The following is a 23,587-nucleotide window of genomic DNA, read 5'->3' as shown; positions in this document are numbered from 1 at the left end:
GACATTTTGGTTTTTTAAGGCAGACCCTTGGAGGATGCTCCTTCTGGTTAGTTGTGCCTTATTTTTTCTTTAATATTCTCAGAGTGTGCGAGGAGGATCAGTATCAGGATGCCAGCCGCTAGAATACAAGTAAGCCAATCATATTGCCTGATTAATAGGAATACGGGAATAAAGAGAAAAGCCCCCAGGCCAGCTAAAGTAAAGCTTTTGGTTAAAGGATATAAAATGATAAAGACTGCCATAATAACAAGAGAAAGCAGCGGCTGAAATGTGATCATCCCGCCGATAAAGGTGGAAATCCCTTTGCCGCCCTTGAATTTTAATGTAATAGGTTTTAAGTGGCCAATTAAAGCAAGCATCAATCCAATAAGCTGGAAGGAATCTGAAAAATGAACCCAGCGGGCTGCCGCAACGACAACTGTTCCTTTTAAGGCATCGCCAAGAAAGGTCATGACAAAGACCTTTTTCCCGTGAAGGCGTCCCGCGTTACGGGCTCCAACGTTCCCGCTACCAAGCTTCCGCAGATCCTGCTGATAAAAGGCTTTCGTAACAATGTATCCGAACATGATGCTGCCAATTAAATAGGAGCAGACAAAATACAACCAAACTATAAGGACCACCCCCTTTGCCAATCTATGTTTATTTAAATATAGCATCAAGGCCTCTTCCATGGGACGAAAATACAGACTTTTATGTAAAAATATCCCATAGGTGGGTTCTATGAGAAAAACCCGGGCGCCTCGAAGCCGAGAGAGTCCCATAGCGAGGTTCTATGGGACAGATCGGGGTGCCGGGAAGCCGAAAGAGTCTCATAGCGAGGCTCTATGGGACAAATCGGGGTGCCGTAAAGCCGAGAGAGTCCCATAGCGAGGCTCTATGGGACAAATCGGGGTGCCGCCAAACGAAAAGAGAGTCCCATAGCGGTCACTAAGACGACCAACCAGCCTAAAGATTCCTGTAGCCTGCTTCACCGCTCCTAAGGCCCCACGCAATTTTTAAATAAACAGCAGCAAACTTAGTGCCATGACGGCCATCCCGCCGATGAGCCCATAAATGGATAGATGCGCCTCGTCATATCTTTTCGCCGCGGGTAACAGTTCATCAAGGGAAATAAACACCATAATGCCGGCGACCGCGGCAAAAATAATCCCGAACATTACTTCATTTAGAAAAGGCATTAGGAATAAATAGGCTACAAGCGCCCCGATCGGTTCCGATAACCCCGACAAGAATGAAAGTTTAAAAGCTCTTTTTTTATCACCAGTTGCAAAATAAACCGGGACGGACACGGCGATCCCTTCTGGAATGTTGTGAATCGCTATAGCCACAGCGATAGCAATTCCAAGCTTCGGATCCTGCAGTGCGGAGGTAAACGTGGCAATCCCTTCAGGAAAGTTATGAATCCCAATCGCCAGCGCCGTAAATGTCCCCATTTTTAATAAATCAGGCTGTTTTTCAGCACTAGGGGCCGTCATATCCTCGACGGTACGAAGCTCATGCGGGTTGCTCTGTTTTGGGATAAATTTATCAATAGAGGCAATCAGCAGCATTCCAGCGAAAAAGCCGGCGACAGTCAGCCAGTTTCCGGGGACGACCCCCATAGCGTGGACAAGGGCACCCTTTGCTTTAACAAAAATTTCGACCATTGACACATAAATCATGACCCCAGCGGAAAATCCGAGGGTTATGGAAAGGAATTTTGTATTGGTATGCGAGGTAAAAAACGCAAGCAGACTCCCTATTCCCGTCGCAAGCCCCGCGAACAATGTTAAACCAAATGCAAATAGCAGATTCGCCGTCATTTGTATGTCACTTCCTTTAATGGAATCGTCCTTATAAGTGTGTTTATTTAATAGTATTTTTATATGCCTACTCTCGGAAATGTTTCCTTGGAGAAACAACAGATTTTCTAACCACATTTAACCGGAGCCGCAGATTGGTTTTCCCATCACCAATGAATTTGTTATCATGTAAGTGTTGAGTGAATATTTTTTTGAAAAAATAATGTTTCGGAAGCAGAACCACTTGGAGGTTTTTATGAAAAAGAGTCCGTTAAAAGTCATGACGGTTTTTGGAACCCGGCCGGAAGCTATTAAAATGGCACCGATGGTAAAAGAATTAGAAAAATTTCCAGATAAAATTAAGTCGATTGTAACCGTGACGGCACAGCACCGTCAAATGTTAGACCAGGTGCTGCATATTTTTGAAATCGTTCCCGATTTTGACTTGAATATTATGAAGGAAAGGCAATCCTTGGTAGATGTGACCACACGCAGTCTTGAGGGACTGACTCGGGTTTTTGAGGAAGCAAAGCCGGATATCGTGCTGGTACACGGTGACACGACGACAACCTTTGTGGCAAGCTTGGCAGCGTATTACCAGCAAATCCCCGTAGGTCATGTTGAGGCGGGGCTCAGAACGCATAACAAGTTTTCGCCGTATCCTGAGGAAATGAACCGGCAGCTAACGGGAGTTCTCGCTGACCTGCATTTTGCGCCGACAGTTCAGGCTAAGGAAAATTTGTTGGCGGAAAATAAGCAGGAGGATGCCATTTTTATAACCGGAAATACCGCAATTGATGCATTAAAAACGACCGTCAGGGATCAGTATTCACACTCTGTATTAGAGCGGCTTGGCGCTGACCGGTTGGTTTTAATGACGGCGCACCGAAGGGAAAACCTAGGGGAACCGATGGAAAATATGTTCCGTGCCATACTAAGGATAGTTGAAAAGCATGAAGATGTGCAGGTCGTTTACCCTGTCCATATGAATCCGGTCGTGCGGGAAATCGCCGACCGCGTGCTGGGGGACAATGGGCGGATTCATCTGATCGAACCTTTAGACGTGATTGATTTTCATAATTTCGCCGAAAGGGCCTATTTGATTTTAACCGACTCAGGCGGAATTCAAGAGGAGGCGCCGTCGCTCGGTGTACCGGTACTGGTGCTGCGCGACACGACAGAACGGCCGGAAGGAATTGCCGCGGGCACATTGAAACTTGCCGGCACGGATGAAGAACGTATATTTGAACTGGCGGACGAGTTGTTGTCAGACCAAGCAGCCCACGACCAAATGGCCAAAGCCTCCAACCCATACGGCGACGGTTGCGCCTCTAGCCGAATCGTTGACGCCATCCTCTACCACTTTGGACACTTCGACCAAAGACCGGTTGATTTTAAAGGCTAGTGGAGGTATTAACGTAATGTCTGCTGTAGTGTCAGGCACCACTCGTGGACATTTGTACAGGTGTGGTGGACAGTTTTACTTTATTTGGTTTGGCCTGTTTTTATGGTTGAAAAGTAGAAAGAATGGCCCCCGACAATGCCCCTTTTGTCCTTAAGTGGACAAGGGGCATTGTTCGGGTGGAAGAGTGATTCAAATTATGAAAACAAAGACTAGGAGACAATTTCGATGAAGTTAAAGAAAATCCATCATGTTGCCATTATCTGTTCTAACTATGAAGTATCGAAGGACTTTTATGTCCGTGTTTTGGGATTGAAACCTATCAGGGAGGTTTACCGGGAGGAGAGGGGCTCTTATAAGCTGGATTTGGAGGTAGGAGGGCAGTACCAAATTGAACTATTTTCCTTCCCAAACCCGCCAGAAAGAGCAAGCTACCCGGAAGCGGCGGGGTTAAGACATATTGCCTTTGAGGTAGAAGATATAGAGTCAGCCGTTTCCTATTTAAAAAAACAGCAATTAACTCCAGAACCCATCCGGATTGACCCCACCGCCAACAAAAAATACACCTTCTTCGCCGACCCCGATGGCCTGCCCATTGAGCTTTACCAGTACTAGGCGTAGAAAAGCAATGGTGTCAGGCACCACTCGTGGACATTTGTACGCCTCCGGTGGACACTGCGAAAAGAGCGAGCCAATAAGCCGCCACTGGCCCGCTCTTTTAAAATGGTTAGGAGGTTTCTTCTAAAAGTGATTTCACCATTTTTTCAAGAAATAGTTTGATATGGTCGGCTCCGGCTACATGCTGACAAATCCACTTAAGCTCAGGAGACACGAGGCTGCAAATTAGCCGGGCGGCCATTGGATGCCCGCTCGGTGTGTTGTGCTCCAAGATGTTTTCAATCTTCAACACGATATCATGATCAAGGTTCCGCTGTACCGTCTTCAACCCCAGCTGTGCGCGGTGTGGTGCGTGCCGGCACAAAAGAACCCTGGTTAAATGATGCAGGACGTTTGTTAACATTTTTACTGCCCAAATGCTATTTCCCCTTGCGGCCGCCTTCTTATATTGAAAAAGAAACCAAGCAACATCATTCACATCATCACGGAACTCATCTTCAGACAGCTCCAAGCTTTGCGTGCCTTTATATGGATCTAGTAAATATTTTGGATCATATAACACTTTAAAGTAATCCTTTTCAACAAATGTATCTGCCGTAACCGTAAACAGGTCAATATGTATTAAGTCGTCATAAACAGCAATCATCTGTGGTGCAATTATGAAAAAATCATCATAAAAAATCACTCTCCGGTAAGCCTCCAAATGCTCCAGGCGCTGCTGTAAAAATAGTTTTTCTTCATCCTTCGCAACTAAACAATACAAATCAATATCCGAATACTCATCATGCTCACCTCGTCCCATCGAACCTTTTAAACCTGCACCAGCGGGTCAGCCTTCAAGCTTTCACAAACCTTCATAACAGCCAATTCCTGCGGCAGCATTTGCCTCACCTCGCAAATTCTTCTTCATTTCATATTCAACATTATAAAACGGTTTGGTTTTGGTGTCAGGCACCATGTGAAAATTTCACATGGTGCCTGACACCAAATGGTTTAAAATGGGGTTAAAATGACACGAACCCCAAAATACGTCTCAAGTCCTAGAAATGTTTCCGTTTGTAGTCTATAGCTTGCAGGAGTTTTTTATTGTATTGTTGAAGTAATAAGTGGAAATTACTGTGTGATGGGGCTAAGAGTGTTCCAAAAAATGAAACATTCGTTTGAATGGTTCGTATATATAGTAAGTTGCACTTCATACGTTAGTTAGGAGACGATAACCATGAACCCTATTTTATCGTTAGTTATTCGATCGTTTGTGGCTGTGCCTGTCACGGTGTTAACAGGGGTTGTCAGCTTTTTCATATTCGAGCAAAACTTCCTGCCGTCGATTGCGTATGCTATAGCAGGCGGTGTAATCATCCATTTCATCCTTTCTTTCACCATGGGCAGAAGTTTTTTGAAAAAACATCAGCTGACTAGAAAGGAATTTCGATACATTCGCAAGCATTTATCAGAGGCGAACAAGAAAATCAGCCGTCTCAATAAATCGCTTTTTTCAATCCGTGACCTTTCGACAGTAAAGCAAAGGATTGACATTCTTCGTGTCACTAAGAAAATACAGAAAATGGCTATAAAAGAACCGAAGCGATTTTACCATGCGGAGCTGTTTTATTTTTCACATCTGGATTCCATCGTCGAGCTTACAGAAAAATACAGCTTCTTAGCCTCCCAGCCGAAGAAAAGCATGGAGATTAATCAATCCCTCATCGAAACACGGCAGACGCTGAATGAGATGACAAAGGTGCTAGAACAGGATTTGTATCGTGTTGTATCCGATGACATGGAGCATTTAAATTTTGAAATTGACGTTGCAAAGCATTCAATCAAAAAACAAAAGGACTCGAAATTTCCCGAAGAGAATAGGTGGTTAAAATGAGCGAAAACAATCCAATGTTAAATAAACAGTCCGGTGATTTATTAAACGATATTCTGGCCAATCCCTTTGGCGACGACCAAATTGAGCTCGAGCCGAAAAGGCAGCCCGTACCGCAGACGGCAGAGGCAAAGCCTGTAAAGTTAATCGATGTGATACCGGAGGAGCACCGGGCAAAGGCCTATCAAATTGCGGAGCAAATTGACCCGACGAACCATCAAGCGATGATCCAATACGGCACGCAGGCTCAGGGGAAGCTTTTGACTTTCTCTGGTACGATGCTTGAGCACGTTCAGAAAAAAGATGTCGGTGAAATCGGTGAAATCATTAACGATTTAATGAAGCACCTCAATCAAGTGAATCCGGATGAATTAAAGGAAGGCAAGCCTTCCTTGTTTGCACGTATGTTTGGAAAAATCTCCGGATCCCTTCAGGAAGCACTTTCCAAATATCAAAAAACTGGTGCGCAAATCGACCGCATCAGCGTGAAACTGGACCGCAGTAAAAATGTTTTGCTGTCTGATATCAAATTGCTCGAACAGCTCTATGAAACTAACAAAGAATATTTCCATGCGCTTAATGTGTATATTGCAGCAGGGGAAATCAAGCTTGAAGAAATGCATGAAAAGATTATTCCTGAGCTGAAAAAACAAGCGGAAGCAACAAAAGACCAGATGAAGTTCCAAGAGGTTAATGACATGATTCAATTTGCCGACCGTTTGGACAAACGCCTTTATGATTTAAAACTAAGCCGGGAAATCACAATTCAAAGTGCGCCGCAAATCCGCTTGATTCAAAATACGAACCAAGCGCTTGTGGAAAAAATACAATCGTCCATTGTCACAGCCATTCCGTTATGGAAAAACCAAGTGGCGATTGCGTTAACGTTAATTCGTCAGCGCCATGCAGTAGAGGCACAGAAACAGGTTTCGAAAACAACCAATGAACTTCTGCTGAAAAACGCGGAAATGTTAAAAACCAATACCATTGAAACCGCCAAAGAAAACGAGCGCGGTCTGGTAGACATTGAAACCCTCAAGAAAACACAAGAAAACCTAATCAGCACATTAGAAGAAACATTACGAATCCAAGAAGAAGGCCGCAACAAACGCCGCCTCGCCGAACAAGACCTCGCCGCCATGGAAAACGAACTCCGAGTGAAACTGTTAGAAATCAAAGGGAAATAATAAAAAAGAGAAGCCACCGCTGTGCGGTGGCTTTTCAAGTGGTGTCAGGCACCATGTGAAAAATTCACATAGTGCCTGACACCACTGTCACTACTACTATTTATTTACCGGTACTGCCCTATAGTATTCCTCCAGGGTAATGCCGCGGTCTGTAATGTCTGCTGCGATTTTTTTGCCAACGTAGCGGAGGTGCCATGGTTCGTATTGGTAGCCGGTGATGGTTTCTTTTCCTTTTGGATAGCGGATGATGAATCCGTAATCCGCGGCGTTATTTTCGAGCCATTTGGCCTCCGCGCTGCCGCCGAAGCAGTCCTCCGCGGCACATTTCCCGTCACCGCCGGTTACATCAATGGCAAGCCCTGTTTCATGCTCACTCGTCCCAGGCAAGGCGCTGTAGGTTTGCGCGGCTTCATAGCCATCCATATTAACATATTGTTGAAACAAAACCTCCTGCAAAGCATGTGACCGATAAGCAGAGACACCAAGCAGCTTCACGCCGTCCTCCAAAGCCCCAGCAAATAACTCCTCAATAGCGGCGGCAGCCTCTGTACGCATTTTTCGTTTCTCTGATTTTTCTTGAAAAATAAACTCAATATCCGGGTCGACCAAATCCTCCGGTTCATAGCTCTCAGGCAGTTTATGCTGTTTGTTTACGAGCACGGGAATACTTTTCGGATTTGGGATAACGTTAATCGAGTCCTTATCGGAACCAGCTTTGGCTTTCACATTTTTATTCACCGGAACGGCCGCCTCGCCTTCGTCAGGGGCAATTTGCTTTTTCCCTAGAGAGCCTGCTGACATGCCAGTCAACAAACAAAGGCTGATGAGAACAAATTGAATTTTTTTCATGGAAAACATCCTTTTTAAAAATCACTTCTATTCTCAGCATCGACACGTTCTTATACTTTGAAACCTAAAAATTCCTCTCCAACGCAAAACACTAAAATTTTCCCAAGTCCAAGAAACCTTGCTGTGAGGCGTTCATAGGACTTTAGACCCTTTCATTTTATAAGTCAGTTTTTTATATTAAAACAAAACACATAAATCGTACGAAACGGCAAACCTATTGAAAGATGGGGACGCAAAGCTATAGGGGCTAAAGTCTTCGCGACGACGCTCGCCAGTTACCGAACACGAATCTCCTGCGATTTATGTAAACGGTTAAATTTGAGGAGGGGTTTTTTGTGTTGAAAGTTTTATTAAAGGGAAAGTATTTTTATCATATACTGCAACAGCGGCATAACGAACTGCTCCAGCAGGATTGCTTATGTGAGGAACTCAGAATCAAGTTAAGGGTAAAAGCTGTGTATCACAGCAGTAAAGCTGTCGAACTTGGATCAAGAATATAAACGAGAACAGCGCCGGGACCATCAATCCCCGGCGCTGTTTTTTTAAAATGCTGTTCATTTAGTGAGACATAACTTCGCTTCCGTCATCTTGACCATTCTTCGTTACCTTCAGTGCTCCAACAGCCCCTTTAGTTGCATGGTTGAATTGGTGTGTGACAAATGGGTAGCTGCCTTCCTCAGTAACTGTAAATTCGACCACTGCACCGCCGCTGGCTGGAAGCATGATGGTTTGCATACCTTTCATGTGGTTATAAGGATTTCCATCAACGTACACATCGTCAAACATGGTGCCGACTACGTGGAAGCTAGAAACTTCATTCGGGCCTACGTTTAAGACATAGAATCTGACTTTATCGCCGACTTTGGCAAGCAGAGGATGATCAGATAAGGCGCCAACTGTGCCGTTCGTATTCATATCGCCGTCCTTCAAAGCCTTTGTAGAAAAGACCACATATTTTGGAACACCGTTTGTCATATCATCTAAGTCGTTGTATTTGTACCATTCGTTTTGAATCACTACGTATTCGCGGTCAACCTTAGAATCAGTTGGATAACCATTCTTTGGTTTCACGATAATCATCCCGTGCATTCCGTTGGCAATATGGCCAAGAACAGGTTTTGTGCCGCAGTGGTACATGAATACTCCAGGATTATTTGCTGGATAGCTGAATGTCCCAGATTTATCCGGCATAACGTTAGCAAAATTTTTAGATGGTGCCGTATGAACAGCGTGGAAGTCCATGCTGTGCGGGATTGCCGGGTCCATATTTTTTAAGGTAAAATGAATGGTATCGCCTTCATTGACCACAATCACTGGTCCTGGGGCTTCACCGTTAAATGTCCAAGCTTTATATACATCGCCTTTAGCCAGTTCAATATCCGTAATCTGTGAGGTCATTTCAACATTTACTTCGTGTTTGCCAGTTCTTTTTATGTTAATCGGAGTTGGTTTCTGATTTAAATGTTCATGAGGGCCGAAAACTTGGGTGTCCGTTTTGGTTGGTGCTTGAGCCTCAACCTTTTTCTCAATACTAGGGTTATCCACATTTCCACAGGCGCTTAACAACAAGACGGAAGTAGCCAAAACCGCCGCAATCTTTGTCATCTTTCTCATCTTAATTCCCTCCCATTTAACTCCTAAAAATTTAATTTAATTATTGTTTACACCTTTATTTTAATTTTTTAAAAAACTTTCCAAGTGACTTAGGTCACTGATGAATAGAGGGTTGGTGAATACTTTGTGAACAAGTGAGCAAAGTATTATTAGTACCGTGATAACTGTAATAATGGTGATTAATACTTAAAAAGTCGGCCATTCTATATATAAATAAGGAGGATGACTTTATGAAAAAAAACACGGATCAAACAAGTGAAGGATTGTCCCAAATTATTGAAATTATCAACGCAAAAGGAGATATCGGTGAGTTAAAAGATATTGTAGAAAAATATCATGAAAGTGAAACTACAGAAGTAGAAAAGGACCTATAACAATAGGTTCTTTTTATTTCCCATTGTGGACAGTTATACAATAATTGTGGATAACAAGCATGGGAATGTTAATAACTAAGGTAGTTATGTGGATAACAACCTTTACCGCAAAAGCAGTTGTGGAAAAACCTCATATTTATGTTAATAACTTTGTGGATATCCATGGTATTTCGTTGATAAGTACACCAAAATTGTAGAAAACACTGTTGGAAACTTTAAAAACTGTATTGGTGTCAGGCACCATGTGAATTTTTTACATGGTGCCTGACACCACACCAAACCACAAAACCACCACCACGACCTATTTAGCGCCCTTTCTGAGGTGGACAACCTTCCTCTGCTTACGCTTAGGAATACATTATTACTAGTTCCGTGCGGGAATGGACGAGTGATTTTTGAGTGATGAGGAAGGGGAATTGTCGGTTGTGAGAATTTTAATAGTCGGAACAGGGTACGTGGGGACGACTACGGGACTTATTTTTTGTGAAATGGGCCATCAAGTTACCGGTCTCGACCTCGATGAGCGCAAAATAACAGCTTTGCAACATGGTATCCTTCATTTCTATGAACCGGGACTTGAAGAACTCTTATTGAAGCATGTTCAGGCCGGGAATATAACATTTACAGATAACACCAAAAAAGCAATTAAAGAAAATGATGTTATTTTTATCTGTGTCGGTACTCCGAAGCAGGAAGATGGAAGCGCTGACCTTTCTTATGTAAAAAATGTTGCCCAATCGATTGGGAAATATATGGAGGAGTATAAGGTTATAGTAACAAAAAGTACAGTGCCTGTAGGAACGGCCGAACTTGTCGGGGAGTGGGTAAAATCCGGACAGAAGGAGAAGGAGCCCATTTCCTTCGATGTTGTTTCAAACCCTGAATTCCTTCGTGAAGGCTCGGCGCTTTACGATGCTCTTCATCCTGACCGGATTGTCATCGGGACAACGAGTGAAAAAGCAAGGGAAACTATGAGGAAGCTGTATCAAGGCTTCCAATGTCCAATTGTTGAAACCAATCCAAAAGCCTCCGAAATGATTAAATACGCTGCGAATTCATTCCTGGCGATGAAAATATCTTTTATTAATGAACTGGCCAGGCTTTGCGATCAGCTGGGGATTAATGTGAATGATGTGTCTAAGGGAATCGGCCTTGATCACCGGATTGGCCATCACTTTCTAAAAGCAGGGATGGGGTATGGCGGCTCCTGCTTTCCGAAGGACGTATATGCCCTGCTGCAAACCGCAAAAATGAATGGAATTCCTTTGACCATTTTAGAAAAAGTAGTGCATGTAAATGCAGAACAAACACTATATTTAATGAACAAAATTAAACAGGGATTGGGCGAAGATTTGGCTGGAAAAACTATATCGGTCCTTGGGTTGTCCTTTAAAGCCAATACAGATGACACAAGAGAGTCGCCGAGTCTGGTCTTAATCGACAATTTACTAAAAGCACAAGCAAATCTTAAAGTCCATGATCCTGTAGTGAAACTCATAGAGGGAACTTACCCGCTTGGACCACACTGCCAGCAGCTGCAGTCAGTTGCCGAAACGGTGTCAGACACGGACGCTGTCATCCTATGCACTGACTGGGATGAATATAAGCAATTAGACTGGATGGCTATCAAACTACTAATGAAACAACCATACATCTACGACGGAAGAAACATGATCAACAAAGCTGCTGTTGAGGCATTAGGATTTCACTATACAGGGTTTGCTAATCATTAGGGTGTCAGGCACTATGTGAATTTTTCACATGGTGCCTGACACCCTTTAATAGTCATACCGTTACGACTTCCCCTCGATCCAGTACTGCACCGTCCCATCGATATGTTCCTCATATTGAATCTTTTCCCTATTTAACGCCTTCAAGAGGCTTTCCTTCGCAAGCTCTTGCTTTACATCCAGCTCGATTAGGAGCTTGTTTAGCTGCGAGGCATCATCTTGCTTATTCACAAACATATACTTAAGAATATCCAGCCGCTGTTCCATTACGTCCATGAAATCACGGTTATGTTCTTCAATTTCGGAGGGGACACTCAGAGCACCTGCATTCTTCACGAGCTCTGCTTGTTCATCTACGGCTGCCTCGAGTTCACTATCATTTTTCCCTATATAGTCGTTAAAGAGAATCAGACTTTTTTGGTTATATTGTTCCTCTTTTGCTAAATAACTGCTAATTTTCGATTTGGAAGGAATTGAAATTTTAATAACAACAATTGAAACGGCTAATAGAAAAATAACTAATCCGAAAGCAAGATAGATTCTTCCTTTTGAATACAGGACTTCAGAACTAGAAGGAACCCTTTCCTCACTATGGTGGCAGGCACCAGCTGCCTTCAACTCATCTAATTCTTGCTTCACCTTTTGCTGTGCAGGAGTCAGCATCTGAGCACTCCCTATCTACTTGTTTAATGGAAATCACTACTATATTACTATAAAATATGACATAAGTACCATTTATTTTTGGCAATTTTATAGAAATAGTAGCGTTCGAAAGTCTTGTATAATTATTTTATTATTTCGCAATATTATGATATATTTAATATACAAAATAACTCGATAATTATTTACAAGAAGGGAACGTTAGATTTGAGAAAACAACATGTCAATATGCAAATTTTGATTAATAATAATAAAAGGGAAATCCTTTCGAACGAGAAGGAAATCGCACGTATTGAAAGGAAAATTGATGAAAAACATAATAAAAATTTACAATTAACTAAATAAATATATATGAATAATGAAGGGAACCTGTGCCTGGCGGGTTCCTTTTTTGGTTTCCATGACAAATTCCGTCTCTCTCTCATTTTTATTTATTGAGTTTTTGTAAAAATATCTATTTTTAGGTATTTAGTCATATGGGTTTCGATGGAAATAGTGCTAAATATTGTAGATTAACTACGAATTTTTCACTAAAATATAGGTGAATAGTCCATTTCTAGGGGCTTCAAGGGAGAATGCTAGAGAAATAGGAATGTAAATTTCCTCTTTTGAAGGAGATAGAACTGCTTTTGAGTAATACATCTTAACCCTTGAAAAATTAAAAAGAGGGGGGAATGTTAAGCGTTTTGTTTAATGCCATTCCAGAGAAGATATAAGTAAATATCGAGGAGGAGAGAGGTTTGAAGCTTTTAAAAAAACAAGCGTTTATTTTTGCTGCCATTTTTACACTGATGGCAAGCTACGTGTTACCTTATCTTCATCACGCAAGTGCCGCTGAGAACTACATAACCGTAGCTCAAGCAATTGCAAACAACACTGGTAAGGCTACAGTGAAGGGGTATATTGTAGCCCATACAAAAGGAAATAAATCATATAACTTTAATGCACCTTTTAATGATGATTTTAATTTTGCCATTGCTGATAGCCCAACAGAAAAAGATATAACAAAACTTCTTCCGGTGCAATTATCATCCGGATATCGGGCAGAATTCGGACTCATGACCAATCCAGGGAATATCGGAAAACAGGTATTTGTTACTGGTTCACTGGAAACTTATTTTACCGTCCCAGGGTTAAAATCTCCAACCGCCATTAGCTTTACTGATGGCAGCGACCCAGGTGATCCGGGAGACCCAGGAGATCCAGGTAACCCGCCAGTTCCAACCGATGGCATCAAAATCAGCGCCATCCAAGGTGAGAGCCACACATCACCATATAACGGCAAAAATGTAACAGGTGTTACAGGAGTCGTCACCTTTATCAAAGATGGCAGCAATTTCTACATGCAGGACCCAAATCCTGATAATAACCCAAATACATCTGAAGGAATTCTTGTCTACAAAAAGACCCACGGCGTCAAAGTCGGTGACCTTGTATCCGTTGACGGACTTGTAAAAGAATGGGTACTTGAAGGCTACAGCGACATGCTTCAAACAGACTTAGCCACTACAGAAATAGATGCCAATGTAACAGGTGGAAAGGTAACACCACACGCAAACAATCAAGAATTGCCGAAAGCACTTGTCATCGGCAAAGACATCCACCCACCAACTCAAATAGTCGATAATGATCAATTCAAAGAATTTGATCCTGAAGAAGACGGCATTGATTTTTACGAAAGTATTGAAGGTATGCGTGTTGCCATCGAAAACCCAATGGCAGTTGCACCGCAAAGATATGGAGAAGTTCCGGTTATTGCCGCAAAAGTAGAAGGCAAGACCTATACAACTCCAGGCGGAATTCCGATTACGAAAGACAACATGAACCCAGAAAGACTACCGCTTCTATTCACAGTAAAGGACGAAAGTTACAAAGTTAAAACTGGGGATCATTACAAAGGAACAGTAACAGGTGTCATCACCTATACTTTCCAAAACTACAAACTCCTAACGAACAAGGCAGAACTCCCGCCTCTAGTGGAAAGTGATTATAAACAAGAAGCCACAAATATCGTGAAAAATGATGTCAAACTAACCGTGGCCACTTACAACATGGAGAACTATACAAAGGCCGATACTGGAAAAACAGCAAAAATTGCTGAATCCATTGTCGGAAATCTAAAAACCCCTGATATTGTTGGGTTAGTAGAGGTTCAGGACAATAATGGTGAAACAGCTGGGGGAACGGCTGCTGACCAAAACTATCAAGCGCTTATCGACGCAATTAAAAAAGCAGGAGGTCCCGCTTATAATTGGACAGACATTGAGCCTGTCAACAATCAAGACGGCGGAGCGCCAAACGGCAACATCCGTGTCGGATTCATCTATAATCCAGACCGCGTTGCCTTAAAACAAGGAACAAAAGGTGGATCAACACAAGCAGTCGGCTATGAAAATGGTTCCTTAACTTTGAACCCAGGAAGAATTGATCCGACAAATGCGGCGTTCTCATCCAGCCGTAAGCCATTAGCTGCAGAGTTTACCTTTAAAGGCGAAGACGTCATTGTAATTGCCAATCACTTTAACTCAAAAGGCGGCGACCAGCCGATTTTTGGAAAAAATCAGCCGCCGGTACTTGGAAGTGAAGCAAAGCGTGTACAAATTGCTTCTATTGTTAACAACTTTATTAAAGATGTTAAAAGTAAAAATGCGGATGCAAACGTAGTCGTTCTTGGCGACTTAAATGACTTTGAATTCTCCAATCCGTTAACAGCTCTTAAAGGAAATGAACTTACAAATTTAATCGAAAAAGTTCTGGCACAAGAAAGATTCACTTATAGCTATCAAGGGAATTCCCAGGTGCTTGATCATCTGCTTGTATCAAACAATCTAGCAAATCGTTCTGAAATTGACATTGTTCATTTGAACTCTCCATTCACACCTATGCATGGACGTGTGAGTGATCATGACCCGGTTATCGCCCAGATTGACCTAAAAGGGGAAATAACACCTCCGGGACCAAAAGAACTTGATCTGACCATCATGCATGTAAACGATACACATGCAAATGTGGAACAATATCCAAAGTTAACAACAGCGGTAAACGAAGTAAGAGCCCAAAAGCCAAACGCAATGTTAGTAGATGCAGGTGATGTATTCTCTGGAACGCTTTATTTCAACCAATACCTTGGTAAAGCGGACCTAGGGTTCATGAATAATCTTCGTTATGACGCCATGACATTCGGAAACCATGAGTTTGACAAAACATCTGAGATCCTTGCTGACTTTATTAAGGAAATGAAGTTCCCAATCTTGAGTGCAAACGTTAATGTCACAAAGGATCCAGTATTAGGACCTCTGTTTAAAAACGAAATCAGTACTGCAGCGGAGGGCGGAAACATCTACCCTGCCATCATCAAGACGATTAATGGGGAAAAGGTTGGAATATTTGGCTTAACAACAGAGGATACAACATTCCTTGCTAATCCTTCCAAACAAATCGTGTTTGAAAATGCGGCTGCAAAGGCAAAAGAAACAGTGGCTGCACTTCAAGCTGAAGGAATTAACAAGATTGTGGTCTTGTCTCATTTAGGCTACGGTCCTGATCAAGAGCTGGCCATAGCGGTTGATGGCATTGACATTATTGTCGGCGGACACACACATACGAAGCTGGACAAGCCTCAAATAATTGAAAAAGCAGAGCCGACGGTTATTGTTCAAGCTAACGAGTACCTAAAATATTTAGGAGTCGTTGATGTAACGTTTAATAAAGCTGGAGTTATTACTGCCCATGACGGCAAGCTTCTAGATATTAACACTTACAAAGCAGACCCGGATGCACAGGCAAAAGTCGATGAATTAAAGAAACCTTTAGATGAATTGAAGAAAACAGTGATTGGTTCTTCTAAAGTATTCCTTGATGGCGAACGCAACAATGTCCGCTATAAAGAAACAAACCTTGGTAACCTGATTACGGATGCCATGGCCCAAAGAGCCAATGACATTTTGAAAAATAACACCGTAATTGCGATGCAAAATGGCGGCGGCATTCGTGCCTCGATTCCAGAGGGCGATGTTACCCTTGGTCATATCCATACGGTGATGCCATTTGCGAACTTGTTAGTAACACTTGATTTAACAGGACAGGAAATCAAGGAAGCACTTGAGCACAGTGTCAGCAAGGTTGCGGATGGTGCAGGCCAGTTCATGCAAGTTTCCGGAATTCAATTTAAATACGACCCGGCCAAACCTGCATATGAAAGAGTCTGGGAAGTAAAAGTCAAAACAGCGGATGGCTTTAAGCCAATCGATTTAAAGGCAACATATTCGGTTGCGACTAATGCTTTCGTAGCTGACGGCGGCGACGGTTTCACGATGTTCAAGAAAGCAAAAGACGAAGGCAGGATCCATGAACTACTGATCGTCGACTATGAGATTTTAACCGATTATATCGCAAACAATAGTCCGGTTGCACCAAAAGTAGAGGACCGAATTATTGCTGCGGAGGAAATTAAATCTGGATGGGTAGAAATAGACGGTGCCTGGTACTATTTGGATAAGGATGGCAAAAAGGTTACCGGCTGGCTTGAGCTGGACGGCAAAACATATTACCTTGACCCAACAACAGGAGCTAGAAAAACGGGTAAAATTGTCATCGATGGTGTCAGCTATAATTTTGATACCAACGGCGTTGTAAAAGACGGCTGGCTGAAAAAGAACGGTAAAGTTTATTATGTAGATGCCGATGGAAACACGTTGACCGGCTTTGCTAAAGTAATAGGGAAAAATTATTTCTTTAACAACAAAGGTGAACTGCAAACAGGCTGGTTTAAAGTAAAAGGTAAAGAATACTATTCGAATTCAAATGGTGAAATTCAAATCGGCTGGCAAGAAATAGAAGGCAAACGTTACTATTTTGACGCCGATGGAATCATGCAGACTGGCTGGCTGGAGCTTTCGGGTAAACGGTATTACCTGGACAATAAAGGCATAATGCAAACAGGCTGGGTGAAGATTAAAGGCCAATGGTATTTCTTTGATGAAAACGGCGTCCTCCAGACAGAGGTGCCAAAAGGTAACGGAAAAGCGGTTTAGGAAAAGCATTAACTTTGCCAAAATAAGATTGAAAAAGGATGTCCTCCATGATTTGTCCCATAGGCGATTCTATGGGACAGATTTTATGATTAGAGCGCACGATTTGTCCATAGGTAGGTTCGAAAACTAGAAAACTACCTTTAATAAGCCCTCTTGAAGACAAAACCGGCCGCGAAAACAAGAAAACTATCTCCAATAAGCCCTCTTGAAGACAAGACCGGCTGCGAAAACAAGAAAACTATCTCCAATAAGCCCTCTTGAAGACGAGACCGGCCGCGAAAACAAGAAAACTGTCTCCAATAAGCCCTCTTGAAGACAAAACTAGCCACGATATCAAGGAAACTGTCTTTAATAAATAAGCTCTCTTAACCAACGAAGCTACTCAAAAAAACTTATAAACTGTCCTTCATAAGGACTCGTTTTAATAGAGAGAAATATGTAAAAAAATATCGAAATTTTTGATGTGAAAAAAGTGTTACAAATTTTACAATTGTGTTATCGTTGAAATAAATGGAAAGTAGTAAGGAGTGTTAATAGTGTTAAAACGTGCATTAATAAGTTTAGTAGTTTTATTTTTAGTATTTATGGCCTTCCCGCAGGCCCAGCCAGCTTCTGCGGCAAGTTCAAAGCAGCAATTAATTATCATTAATAAAAAGATTAATAAACTAGCATTCTATGAAAATGGCAAATTAATAAAAACATATTCTGTGGCAACAGGAAGAACGCCAAAATTGACTCCGGAAGGGACTTTTTACATACGAAAAAAGGTAAAAAACCGGCCATGGTATAAAGAGGGAATTCCAGGAGGTTCACCAAGAAATCCATTAGGGAAACGCTGGATGGAGCTCAGCAAACAAGAAAATGGGGGCTACCCATACGGGATTCACGGGAACAATAACGAAAGCTCAATTGGGAAACACGTATCCGGCGGCTGCGTCCGGATGCATAACTGGGATATTGAAAAGTTATTTGATAAGGTATTGGTAGGAGCAAAGGTGAAGATCACAACTTCTTCCCAAACCTTTAACCAATTGGCTAAACCATTTTTCAAAAATATCGATGTGAAGGCCCCAGTAATTTCGAAAGTTAACACAGTTTCGGACAAGTCTACAAATGTTTCTGGAAAAACAGAAGCAAAAGCAACGGTAACAGTTACTATTGGTTCAAAGAAATACAGTAGAACTGCCGATACAATGGGGAATTTTAATATCCCAGTTCCAAAGCAAAAAGCCGGCACAAAAATTTCGATTACAGCAAAAGATAAAGCCGGAAACGTAAGTAAAGCAAAAAGTGTAGTTGTTCTAGATAAAACAGCTCCAGCACTTACAGTTAAATCGGTGTCAGACAAAGTTAAAACAGTGTCTGTAAAAACAGAAGCAAAAGCCAATGTAACTATTACAATTGGAAAATGGAAATCTAAAGAAATTCAAGCGAAATCAACTGGATATTTCAATGTAGCATTACCAAACAAGCAAAAAGCTGGTACAAAAATTACAATCGTTTCAAGAGATAAAGCAGGAAACAAAACGACGAAGAGTGTGACTGTTCTAGATAAAACAGCTCCAGTTGTAGCTGTTGACCCTGTTTCAGATCAGTCAGCAGATATAACTGTTAAAACGGAAGCAGGTGTATCTGTAACTGTAACAATTGGTTCAAAGAATTACACAGCAAAAGCGGTAGATTCAAAAGGAACCTACAAAGTAGCAATCTCGCAGCAAAAAGCAGAAACAAATATTAAGGTAACCGTTAAGGATAAAGCAGGAAACACAACAATTAAAACGGTAAAAGTCGTAGATAAAACCGCTCCTGATGCACCAGAGGTAACTTCAGCTACATCTACATTGGTAACTGGAACAGCAGAAGCTGGATCGACAATTACCATTTATGCGAACAACAAAGCAATTGCTACTGGTAAAACAAATCCGGTTGGAAACTTCACAGTGGAAGTTAAGTCTTTGGAGGCTGGAACTGTAATTACCGTCACAGCAACTGATAAGGCCGGAAATGTAAGTAAATATAGTGAAGCTAAAACAATTGAACCAGCAACTGAAGAAGTAACAAACTAAGCTGCCATATCCCCTGCCTTAGGCCTAATGACAGGTCCTGGCAGGGGACTTTTTTTAGAAGTTTTAAAAAAAATATTTATACCAACCAGCCCAACCTCCAATGAACATGCCAAAATGTAATTCAATAGAAAGTCAATCTACTAGATTCATAACGGGGGAGTACATGTGAGGCCAAAATCGATATGGTCATTTAGTCTTTTTTTTCTATGTCTATTATTTATGGCATTGCCAGCAAGTGCGGATGAAATCACTGACCAGCCAAAACAAATAAGTCCGGATGTCCTGTTTCAGGATCAGAAAGAATTTGTCGATAGGGAGTTAATTGTAAAATTTGCTCCGGAAGTATCATCCGACGAGCGAGCTGCAATTCTGGGACAAGTAAATGCACAAGAGGATTCACAGCTGCTGGATGGCGACTTTACTATTGTGAAAGTTCCCAAAGGCTCAGATTTAAAAAACATCGCCAAATCATTAGTAAAGAACAAACAGGTTGTATTAGTCGAACCAAACTATAAGTTCACCAAGACCTATATACCAAAAGAGCCAAAGTTTCAGCAGCAATGGTACTTGAATAAAATTCAAGCGCCAAAAGCATGGGATAAAACGAAAGGCTCATCAGCGATTACCGTTGCGGTTATTGACGACGGCGTCCAGCAGAATCATCCCGAGCTAAAAGGAAAAATGGTAAAGCCGTACAATGCGGTAACAGGAGGTACCCAATACACTCCCCAATTACACGCAACACATGTTGCTGGAATTATTGCCGCAAGCTTCAATAAAATAGGAATTGCGGGGATTGCACCCAACGTAAAAATTATGCCAATCAATGTGTTTAGTGGTGAACAGGCAACATCTGATTCGCTAGTACGGGCAATCATATATGCCGCTGACCATAACGCAGATATTATTAATATGAGTTTGGGAAGTCCACGTTACAGCTACCCAATCGAAATTGCCGTTAATTATGCCAAATCTAAAGGTGTTTTATTGATTGCCGCTGCGGGAAATGATGGAAGCTTTCTTCCGGAATATCCGGCTTCATATGACAATGTTTTGAGTGTAAGTGCGACAGCACAGGATGATCAGATTGCTTATTTTTCAAATAGAGGAAATTACATTGACTTAGCTGCACCAGGAGTCAATATTTATTCATCTATTTCCGGCAGCTCTTATGCTTATGCAAACGGGACATCGATGGCCGCTCCGGTTGTTTCCGGTGTCGCAGCGCTTGTCCGTTCCAGAAACTCATTTTTAAGTCCCGGCCAAGTGGCCTCCATATTAAAAAAATCTACTGTTGACCTTGGAACAAAGGGGTGGGACTACCTATACGGCTATGGAAGAATCGATGCCAATAAGGCCGTCTCCAACACCTCACTACCGATTTCAAGCATCACTGTACCAAAAATATACACTATGAAGGGAACAAATAAAGCGGGTATCTCCTTCAGCACTTCCGGGAAGGGAAAGATTTCGCTGACGATTAAAAGCGCAAGCGGTACAACCTTAAGAACAGTCGCTGCCAATAAAGATACTTCAGGTTCGAAATTCACCCTTTATTGGGACGGAAAAACCAGCAGCAAAAAAGCCGTATCTTCCGGTACCTATAAAGTCGAAGTAAAAATGACAAATGGCAGAGCCACTGTCTACAAGAGTACAACCATTAAGGTTGTCAATAATATTAAAGCAGCAATCCTGGTGTCTGGTACCTATACTTTTTCACCAAAAGTCAGCGGAAAGATTACCATTCCTTACGAATTAACACAAAAGGCAAAGGTAACGGCAATAGTTAAGGATAAGTCGGGGAAAACGGTGAATACAATCCTTAACAAAAAGGCTTTATCAGCCGGCAAGAAGTCGATTGTTTGGAATGGGAAAAATTCAAAGGGGCAGCTGGTAAAGAATGGTTCTTATAATCTAGTTTTGTCGCTGATTGACAGCAAAAATAAAGCAGGAACACCTAAAAAGGTTCAAATCAATTTAGATACAATAAGCCCTGGTGCTAAGCTTACACTAAGCTCTTCAATATTTAAAATGGATAATAAGACGAACCACCAAGCAACACTGCAATTGAAGGAATCTGCCGGCGTTATTGTGTATGTAAAAAATGAAAAAGGTACAGTTATCAGAAAATTTAACAATAAGACGTCTAAACCAGCTACAATAGCGATTAGCTGGAATGGGAAAAACGATAAAAATGCACTCGTACCTGAAGGAAAATACTACTATTTTGTTCAAGCAAAGGACGTTGCTGGCAACACAACGACCGTTAACAGCAATCTTTTTTCACTTCAGGATTGGCGAGTACCTTCTATCCAAGCAAATAAGGATGTATATTTACAAACTAAAGGGCTGATGACGATTGCGTATCAGCTTATCAAATCAGGAAATGTGACCGTTGGTATTTATCAAGGCAGCAGCTTAATTAAAAAAATTAAAACAGATGCAGCGGAACTTGCTGGTAACCGCAGTTTTGAGTGGGATGCTACAGACGAAGCTAATCAACAAGTACCTGACGGAGATTATCAATTTAAAATCAAAGTAACAGATAAGTATAATTTGTCCCAAACCTTTACCGGAAATATCCATGTACAGATAACAAAGATTATCATTAGCTATCCTTCAGTAGTGACATTAAATCTGTACGAGACCCCGGTTAGTGAGGTCTATTACAAGCTTTCAAGCGCCGGGAAGGTAACAATTGAAATCTTAAATGAATTTAACGAGAATGTAAGAACCATTAAGCAGAGTGAACCCGTTAAAGAAGGGAATCAATATTTCAGTTGGGACGGCGAAAACGATGACGGGTATTATGAGTGGGATGATACCTACTATTATGTCATAACAGCGGAAAATGAATATGGTCGGATATTTAAAGCAAAAGGGAAAATGAGTTCCAGCGATAAGCCATCCTGGCTAAAAAGTGTATCGTTCCATGATGACCCGGAACATTATTATTATCACGACAAAATGAATTTGAGTTTTGATGTCACGCAGCCCTTAACGGCAGACCTGTATGTGTACGATTACGAAAACGGTCCGCTGCTCGAAGAAAACAGCTACTCCTTACAATCAGGAACAAATAATATTGTTTATACGAAACCTTCTTATTATTACTTATTTTATAAAATCTGTTACCGTGATTCCTTAGGAAATCAATATTGGGATGAAATTGATGAGTGGGATTATTTCTAATAATAAAAAAATCTGCCTAAGCAAATGTAGGCAGATTTTTTTACTATTATTTGACTTCAAGCTGTGCTTTTAACTCATCATGCAGACGCTGCTTTTCATCATCTGGAACGATGTAGTAATAAATTCCGTTAATTTTAGTGCCGCTTCCTTTAATCGTCATTTGATCGACACTGCCGGCAGCACCCCGATAGTTCTTTTGAATATCCATCATTTGGTCAAAGGTTAAGTTGGTTCTTACGTTATTTCCAAGAGCCGAGAAAATATTTTGGTATTTCGTTAAGGAAGATAGGCTTGCGCCTTCTCTAAGAACACCTTGAATGATTTCACGCTGGCGATGCTGGCGGCCGAAGTCACCTGAAGGGTCCTGCTTTCTCATACGAGTATAAGCAAGTGCTTTTTTACCATCCAATTCAACTTGCCCTTTAGGGAAATGGTAACCGCCTTGAGAGAAATCTAAATCATTATTAACGGTAATACCACCAACCGCATCAACAATATCCTTGAAGCCTTCCATATTCACTTTAATATAATAGTCGATCGGAATATCCAAGAAATGTTCCACTGTATTCATCGACATTTCTTCGTTACCAAAAGCGTAGGCATGGTTGATTTTATCAACTGTCCCTTTCCCGATGATTTCTGTACGGGTATCGCGCGGGATACTTAGCATTTTAACCGAGTTTAATTTCGGATTAACAGCCAAAACAATCATTGTATCGGAACGGCCTTTGTCCCCTTTACGCTGGTCGACACCTAAAAGCAGAACAGAAAATGGCTGCTTGTTTTGCAAGGAAACCTCTTCTGTACGTTTATCAGACTTTCGATCTATAGGCTGGTGCATCGTATCAACTGCATTTGTAAGTGATTTATAAACTGAAAAAGCATATCCGCCGATTCCAATTACAAGTAATAAAACAATGATTCCAGTAACGCGGAGCCATGTTCGCTTCTTCTTTTTCTCAGATCTCATTTAGTTAGTTCCTCCAAAAGTAAAATGTCAAACACATGTAATAGAATAGCAGATTTCGTCGGAATTTCATACATATATTTGAAATTGTGTTAAAAAATTATTGGCTGAATTGGAAAGATTTTTTGAGGAAATAGGTATAAAGTCATATTTTTCAAGATTAAAAAAAGTTTACAAAAACTTAAAAAAATAATCTTTAATTCTATAAAATAGACTGGTAGAATTATCATGCAATACAAAA

18 protein-coding genes and 1 riboswitch are annotated in these 23,587 nt (G+C 41.5%); of the genes, 11 read left to right on the top strand and 7 right to left on the bottom strand.

Features of this window, described 5'->3' with window-relative positions; genetic code table 11:
• Positions 1 to 47: 47 nt before the first annotated feature.
• Together A6749_RS07975 and zupT are read right to left on the bottom strand one after the other, a co-directional pair.
• Positions 48 to 656: a glycerol-3-phosphate acyltransferase gene (locus tag A6749_RS07975; RefSeq protein WP_066387642.1), complete on the bottom strand. Its 609-nt coding sequence runs from the start codon at positions 654 to 656 to the stop codon at positions 48 to 50.
• A gap of 339 nt (positions 657 to 995) precedes the next feature.
• Complete coding sequence (gene zupT, locus A6749_RS07970) at positions 996 to 1,802, bottom strand: zinc transporter ZupT (protein WP_066387639.1); 807 nt, start codon at positions 1,800 to 1,802, stop codon at positions 996 to 998.
• Between the two features lie 235 nt (positions 1,803 to 2,037).
• Here zupT and wecB point away from each other — a divergent pair, with 235 nt between their 5' ends.
• Positions 2,038 to 3,186, top strand: coding sequence for a non-hydrolyzing UDP-N-acetylglucosamine 2-epimerase (gene wecB / locus A6749_RS07965; protein WP_066387636.1), 1,149 nt, complete (start codon positions 2,038 to 2,040; stop codon positions 3,184 to 3,186).
• A gap of 225 nt (positions 3,187 to 3,411) precedes the next feature.
• A complete protein-coding gene (gene gloA2 / locus A6749_RS07960; protein ID WP_066387633.1) occupies positions 3,412 to 3,798 on the top strand; it encodes an SMU1112c/YaeR family gloxylase I-like metalloprotein in 387 nt (128 codons plus the stop codon).
• Between the two features lie 112 nt (positions 3,799 to 3,910).
• On the opposite strand, the gene A6749_RS07955 is transcribed toward gloA2, so the two are convergent.
• The gene (locus A6749_RS07955) at positions 3,911 to 4,603 is read right to left on the bottom strand and encodes a nucleotidyltransferase domain-containing protein (RefSeq protein ID WP_236719634.1); all 693 of its coding nucleotides are present in this window, start codon (positions 4,601 to 4,603) and stop codon (positions 3,911 to 3,913) included.
• A 417-nt stretch (positions 4,604 to 5,020) separates the two neighbouring features.
• Between A6749_RS07955 and A6749_RS07950 the strand changes: the two genes are divergently transcribed.
• A complete protein-coding gene (locus tag A6749_RS07950; protein ID WP_066387631.1) occupies positions 5,021 to 5,677 on the top strand; it encodes a 5-bromo-4-chloroindolyl phosphate hydrolysis family protein in 657 nt (218 codons plus the stop codon).
• Positions 5,674 to 6,861, top strand: coding sequence for a toxic anion resistance protein (locus tag A6749_RS07945; protein WP_066387629.1), 1,188 nt, complete (start codon positions 5,674 to 5,676; stop codon positions 6,859 to 6,861). The genes A6749_RS07950 and A6749_RS07945 overlap by 4 nt, the downstream gene beginning before the upstream one ends.
• Positions 6,862 to 6,957: 96 nt before the next feature.
• Here the strand turns inward: A6749_RS07945 and A6749_RS07940 are convergent, their stop codons facing one another.
• Entirely contained in the window at positions 6,958 to 7,710 is a 753-nt protein-coding gene (locus tag A6749_RS07940) for a M15 family metallopeptidase (RefSeq protein WP_066387626.1), read from the bottom strand.
• 197 nt (positions 7,711 to 7,907) lie between these two features.
• Positions 7,908 to 7,993, top strand: a riboswitch (cyclic di-GMP riboswitch).
• Between the two features lie 52 nt (positions 7,994 to 8,045).
• On the opposite strand from A6749_RS07940, the gene A6749_RS28330 reads away from it, so the two are divergent.
• Positions 8,046 to 8,210, top strand: a complete 165-nt coding sequence (locus A6749_RS28330) for a hypothetical protein (RefSeq protein ID WP_161487121.1) — start codon at positions 8,046 to 8,048, stop codon at positions 8,208 to 8,210.
• Between the two features lie 58 nt (positions 8,211 to 8,268).
• Here A6749_RS28330 and A6749_RS07935 read toward each other — a convergent pair whose 3' ends face one another.
• Entirely contained in the window at positions 8,269 to 9,324 is a 1,056-nt protein-coding gene (locus A6749_RS07935) for a multicopper oxidase domain-containing protein (protein ID WP_066387624.1), read from the bottom strand.
• A 230-nt stretch (positions 9,325 to 9,554) separates the two neighbouring features.
• Between A6749_RS07935 and A6749_RS28590 the strand changes: the two genes are divergently transcribed.
• Positions 9,555 to 9,698 carry a hypothetical protein gene (locus A6749_RS28590; protein ID WP_164745703.1) on the top strand — a complete coding sequence of 48 codons (144 nt, stop codon included), beginning with the start codon at positions 9,555 to 9,557 and terminating at the stop codon, positions 9,696 to 9,698.
• Between the two features lie 425 nt (positions 9,699 to 10,123).
• On the top strand, positions 10,124 to 11,431 hold the full coding sequence (locus A6749_RS07930; protein ID WP_084798046.1) for a UDP-glucose dehydrogenase family protein: 1,308 nt from the start codon (positions 10,124 to 10,126) through the stop codon (positions 11,429 to 11,431).
• 60 nt (positions 11,432 to 11,491) lie between these two features.
• Here A6749_RS07930 and A6749_RS07925 read toward each other — a convergent pair whose 3' ends face one another.
• Positions 11,492 to 12,091 (bottom strand): hypothetical protein, encoded by a 600-nt coding sequence (locus tag A6749_RS07925; protein WP_066387623.1) that lies wholly within the window; start codon positions 12,089 to 12,091, stop codon positions 11,492 to 11,494.
• A 225-nt stretch (positions 12,092 to 12,316) separates the two neighbouring features.
• Here A6749_RS07925 and A6749_RS28050 point away from each other — a divergent pair, with 225 nt between their 5' ends.
• The 4 genes from A6749_RS28050 (at position 12,317) to A6749_RS07910 (ending at position 22,379) form a co-directional block, all read left to right on the top strand.
• Positions 12,317 to 12,433, top strand: coding sequence for an FbpB family small basic protein (locus tag A6749_RS28050; RefSeq protein WP_127490044.1), 117 nt, complete (start codon positions 12,317 to 12,319; stop codon positions 12,431 to 12,433).
• A gap of 395 nt (positions 12,434 to 12,828) precedes the next feature.
• The gene (locus tag A6749_RS07920; protein WP_066387621.1) at positions 12,829 to 17,121 is read left to right on the top strand and encodes a 5'-nucleotidase C-terminal domain-containing protein; all 4,293 of its coding nucleotides are present in this window, start codon (positions 12,829 to 12,831) and stop codon (positions 17,119 to 17,121) included.
• Positions 17,122 to 17,657: 536 nt separating this feature from the next.
• Positions 17,658 to 19,187, top strand: coding sequence for an Ig-like domain-containing protein (locus A6749_RS07915; protein ID WP_066387619.1), 1,530 nt, complete (start codon positions 17,658 to 17,660; stop codon positions 19,185 to 19,187).
• Between the two features lie 165 nt (positions 19,188 to 19,352).
• Complete coding sequence (locus A6749_RS07910; protein WP_066387616.1) at positions 19,353 to 22,379, top strand: S8 family serine peptidase; 3,027 nt, start codon at positions 19,353 to 19,355, stop codon at positions 22,377 to 22,379.
• A 46-nt stretch (positions 22,380 to 22,425) separates the two neighbouring features.
• Here A6749_RS07910 and tagU read toward each other — a convergent pair whose 3' ends face one another.
• Positions 22,426 to 23,349 (bottom strand): polyisoprenyl-teichoic acid--peptidoglycan teichoic acid transferase TagU, encoded by a 924-nt coding sequence (gene tagU / locus A6749_RS07905; protein WP_066387613.1) that lies wholly within the window; start codon positions 23,347 to 23,349, stop codon positions 22,426 to 22,428.
• Positions 23,350 to 23,587 lie beyond the last annotated feature (238 nt).

The organism is Neobacillus mesonae (assembly GCF_001636315.1).
Classification (GTDB): domain Bacteria; phylum Bacillota; class Bacilli; order Bacillales; family Cytobacillaceae; genus Neobacillus; species Neobacillus mesonae.
The sequence above is the reverse complement of the archived record's forward strand: the minus strand, read 5'-3'. Positions and strand labels throughout refer to the sequence as shown.

Excerpts from the sequence above, each read along its gene's own strand:
- A6749_RS07975 (WP_066387642.1), bottom strand. The coding sequence starts at position 656 with ATGCTATATTTAAATAAACATAGATTGGCAAAGGGGGTGGTCCTTATA.
- zupT (WP_066387639.1), bottom strand. The coding sequence starts at position 1,802 with ATGACGGCGAATCTGCTATTTGCATTTGGTTTAACATTGTTCGCGGGG.
- wecB (WP_066387636.1), top strand. The coding sequence starts at position 2,038 with ATGAAAAAGAGTCCGTTAAAAGTCATGACGGTTTTTGGAACCCGGCCG.
- gloA2 (WP_066387633.1), top strand. The coding sequence starts at position 3,412 with ATGAAGTTAAAGAAAATCCATCATGTTGCCATTATCTGTTCTAACTAT.
- A6749_RS07955 (WP_236719634.1), bottom strand. The coding sequence starts at position 4,603 with ATGGGACGAGGTGAGCATGATGAGTATTCGGATATTGATTTGTATTGT.
- A6749_RS07950 (WP_066387631.1), top strand. The coding sequence starts at position 5,021 with ATGAACCCTATTTTATCGTTAGTTATTCGATCGTTTGTGGCTGTGCCT.
- A6749_RS07945 (WP_066387629.1), top strand. The coding sequence starts at position 5,674 with ATGAGCGAAAACAATCCAATGTTAAATAAACAGTCCGGTGATTTATTA.
- A6749_RS07940 (WP_066387626.1), bottom strand. The coding sequence starts at position 7,710 with ATGAAAAAAATTCAATTTGTTCTCATCAGCCTTTGTTTGTTGACTGGC.
- A6749_RS07935 (WP_066387624.1), bottom strand. The coding sequence starts at position 9,324 with ATGAGAAAGATGACAAAGATTGCGGCGGTTTTGGCTACTTCCGTCTTG.
- A6749_RS28590 (WP_164745703.1), top strand. The coding sequence starts at position 9,555 with ATGAAAAAAAACACGGATCAAACAAGTGAAGGATTGTCCCAAATTATT.
- A6749_RS07925 (WP_066387623.1), bottom strand. The coding sequence starts at position 12,091 with ATGCTGACTCCTGCACAGCAAAAGGTGAAGCAAGAATTAGATGAGTTG.
- A6749_RS28050 (WP_127490044.1), top strand. The coding sequence starts at position 12,317 with ATGCAAATTTTGATTAATAATAATAAAAGGGAAATCCTTTCGAACGAG.
- tagU (WP_066387613.1), bottom strand. The coding sequence starts at position 23,349 with ATGAGATCTGAGAAAAAGAAGAAGCGAACATGGCTCCGCGTTACTGGA.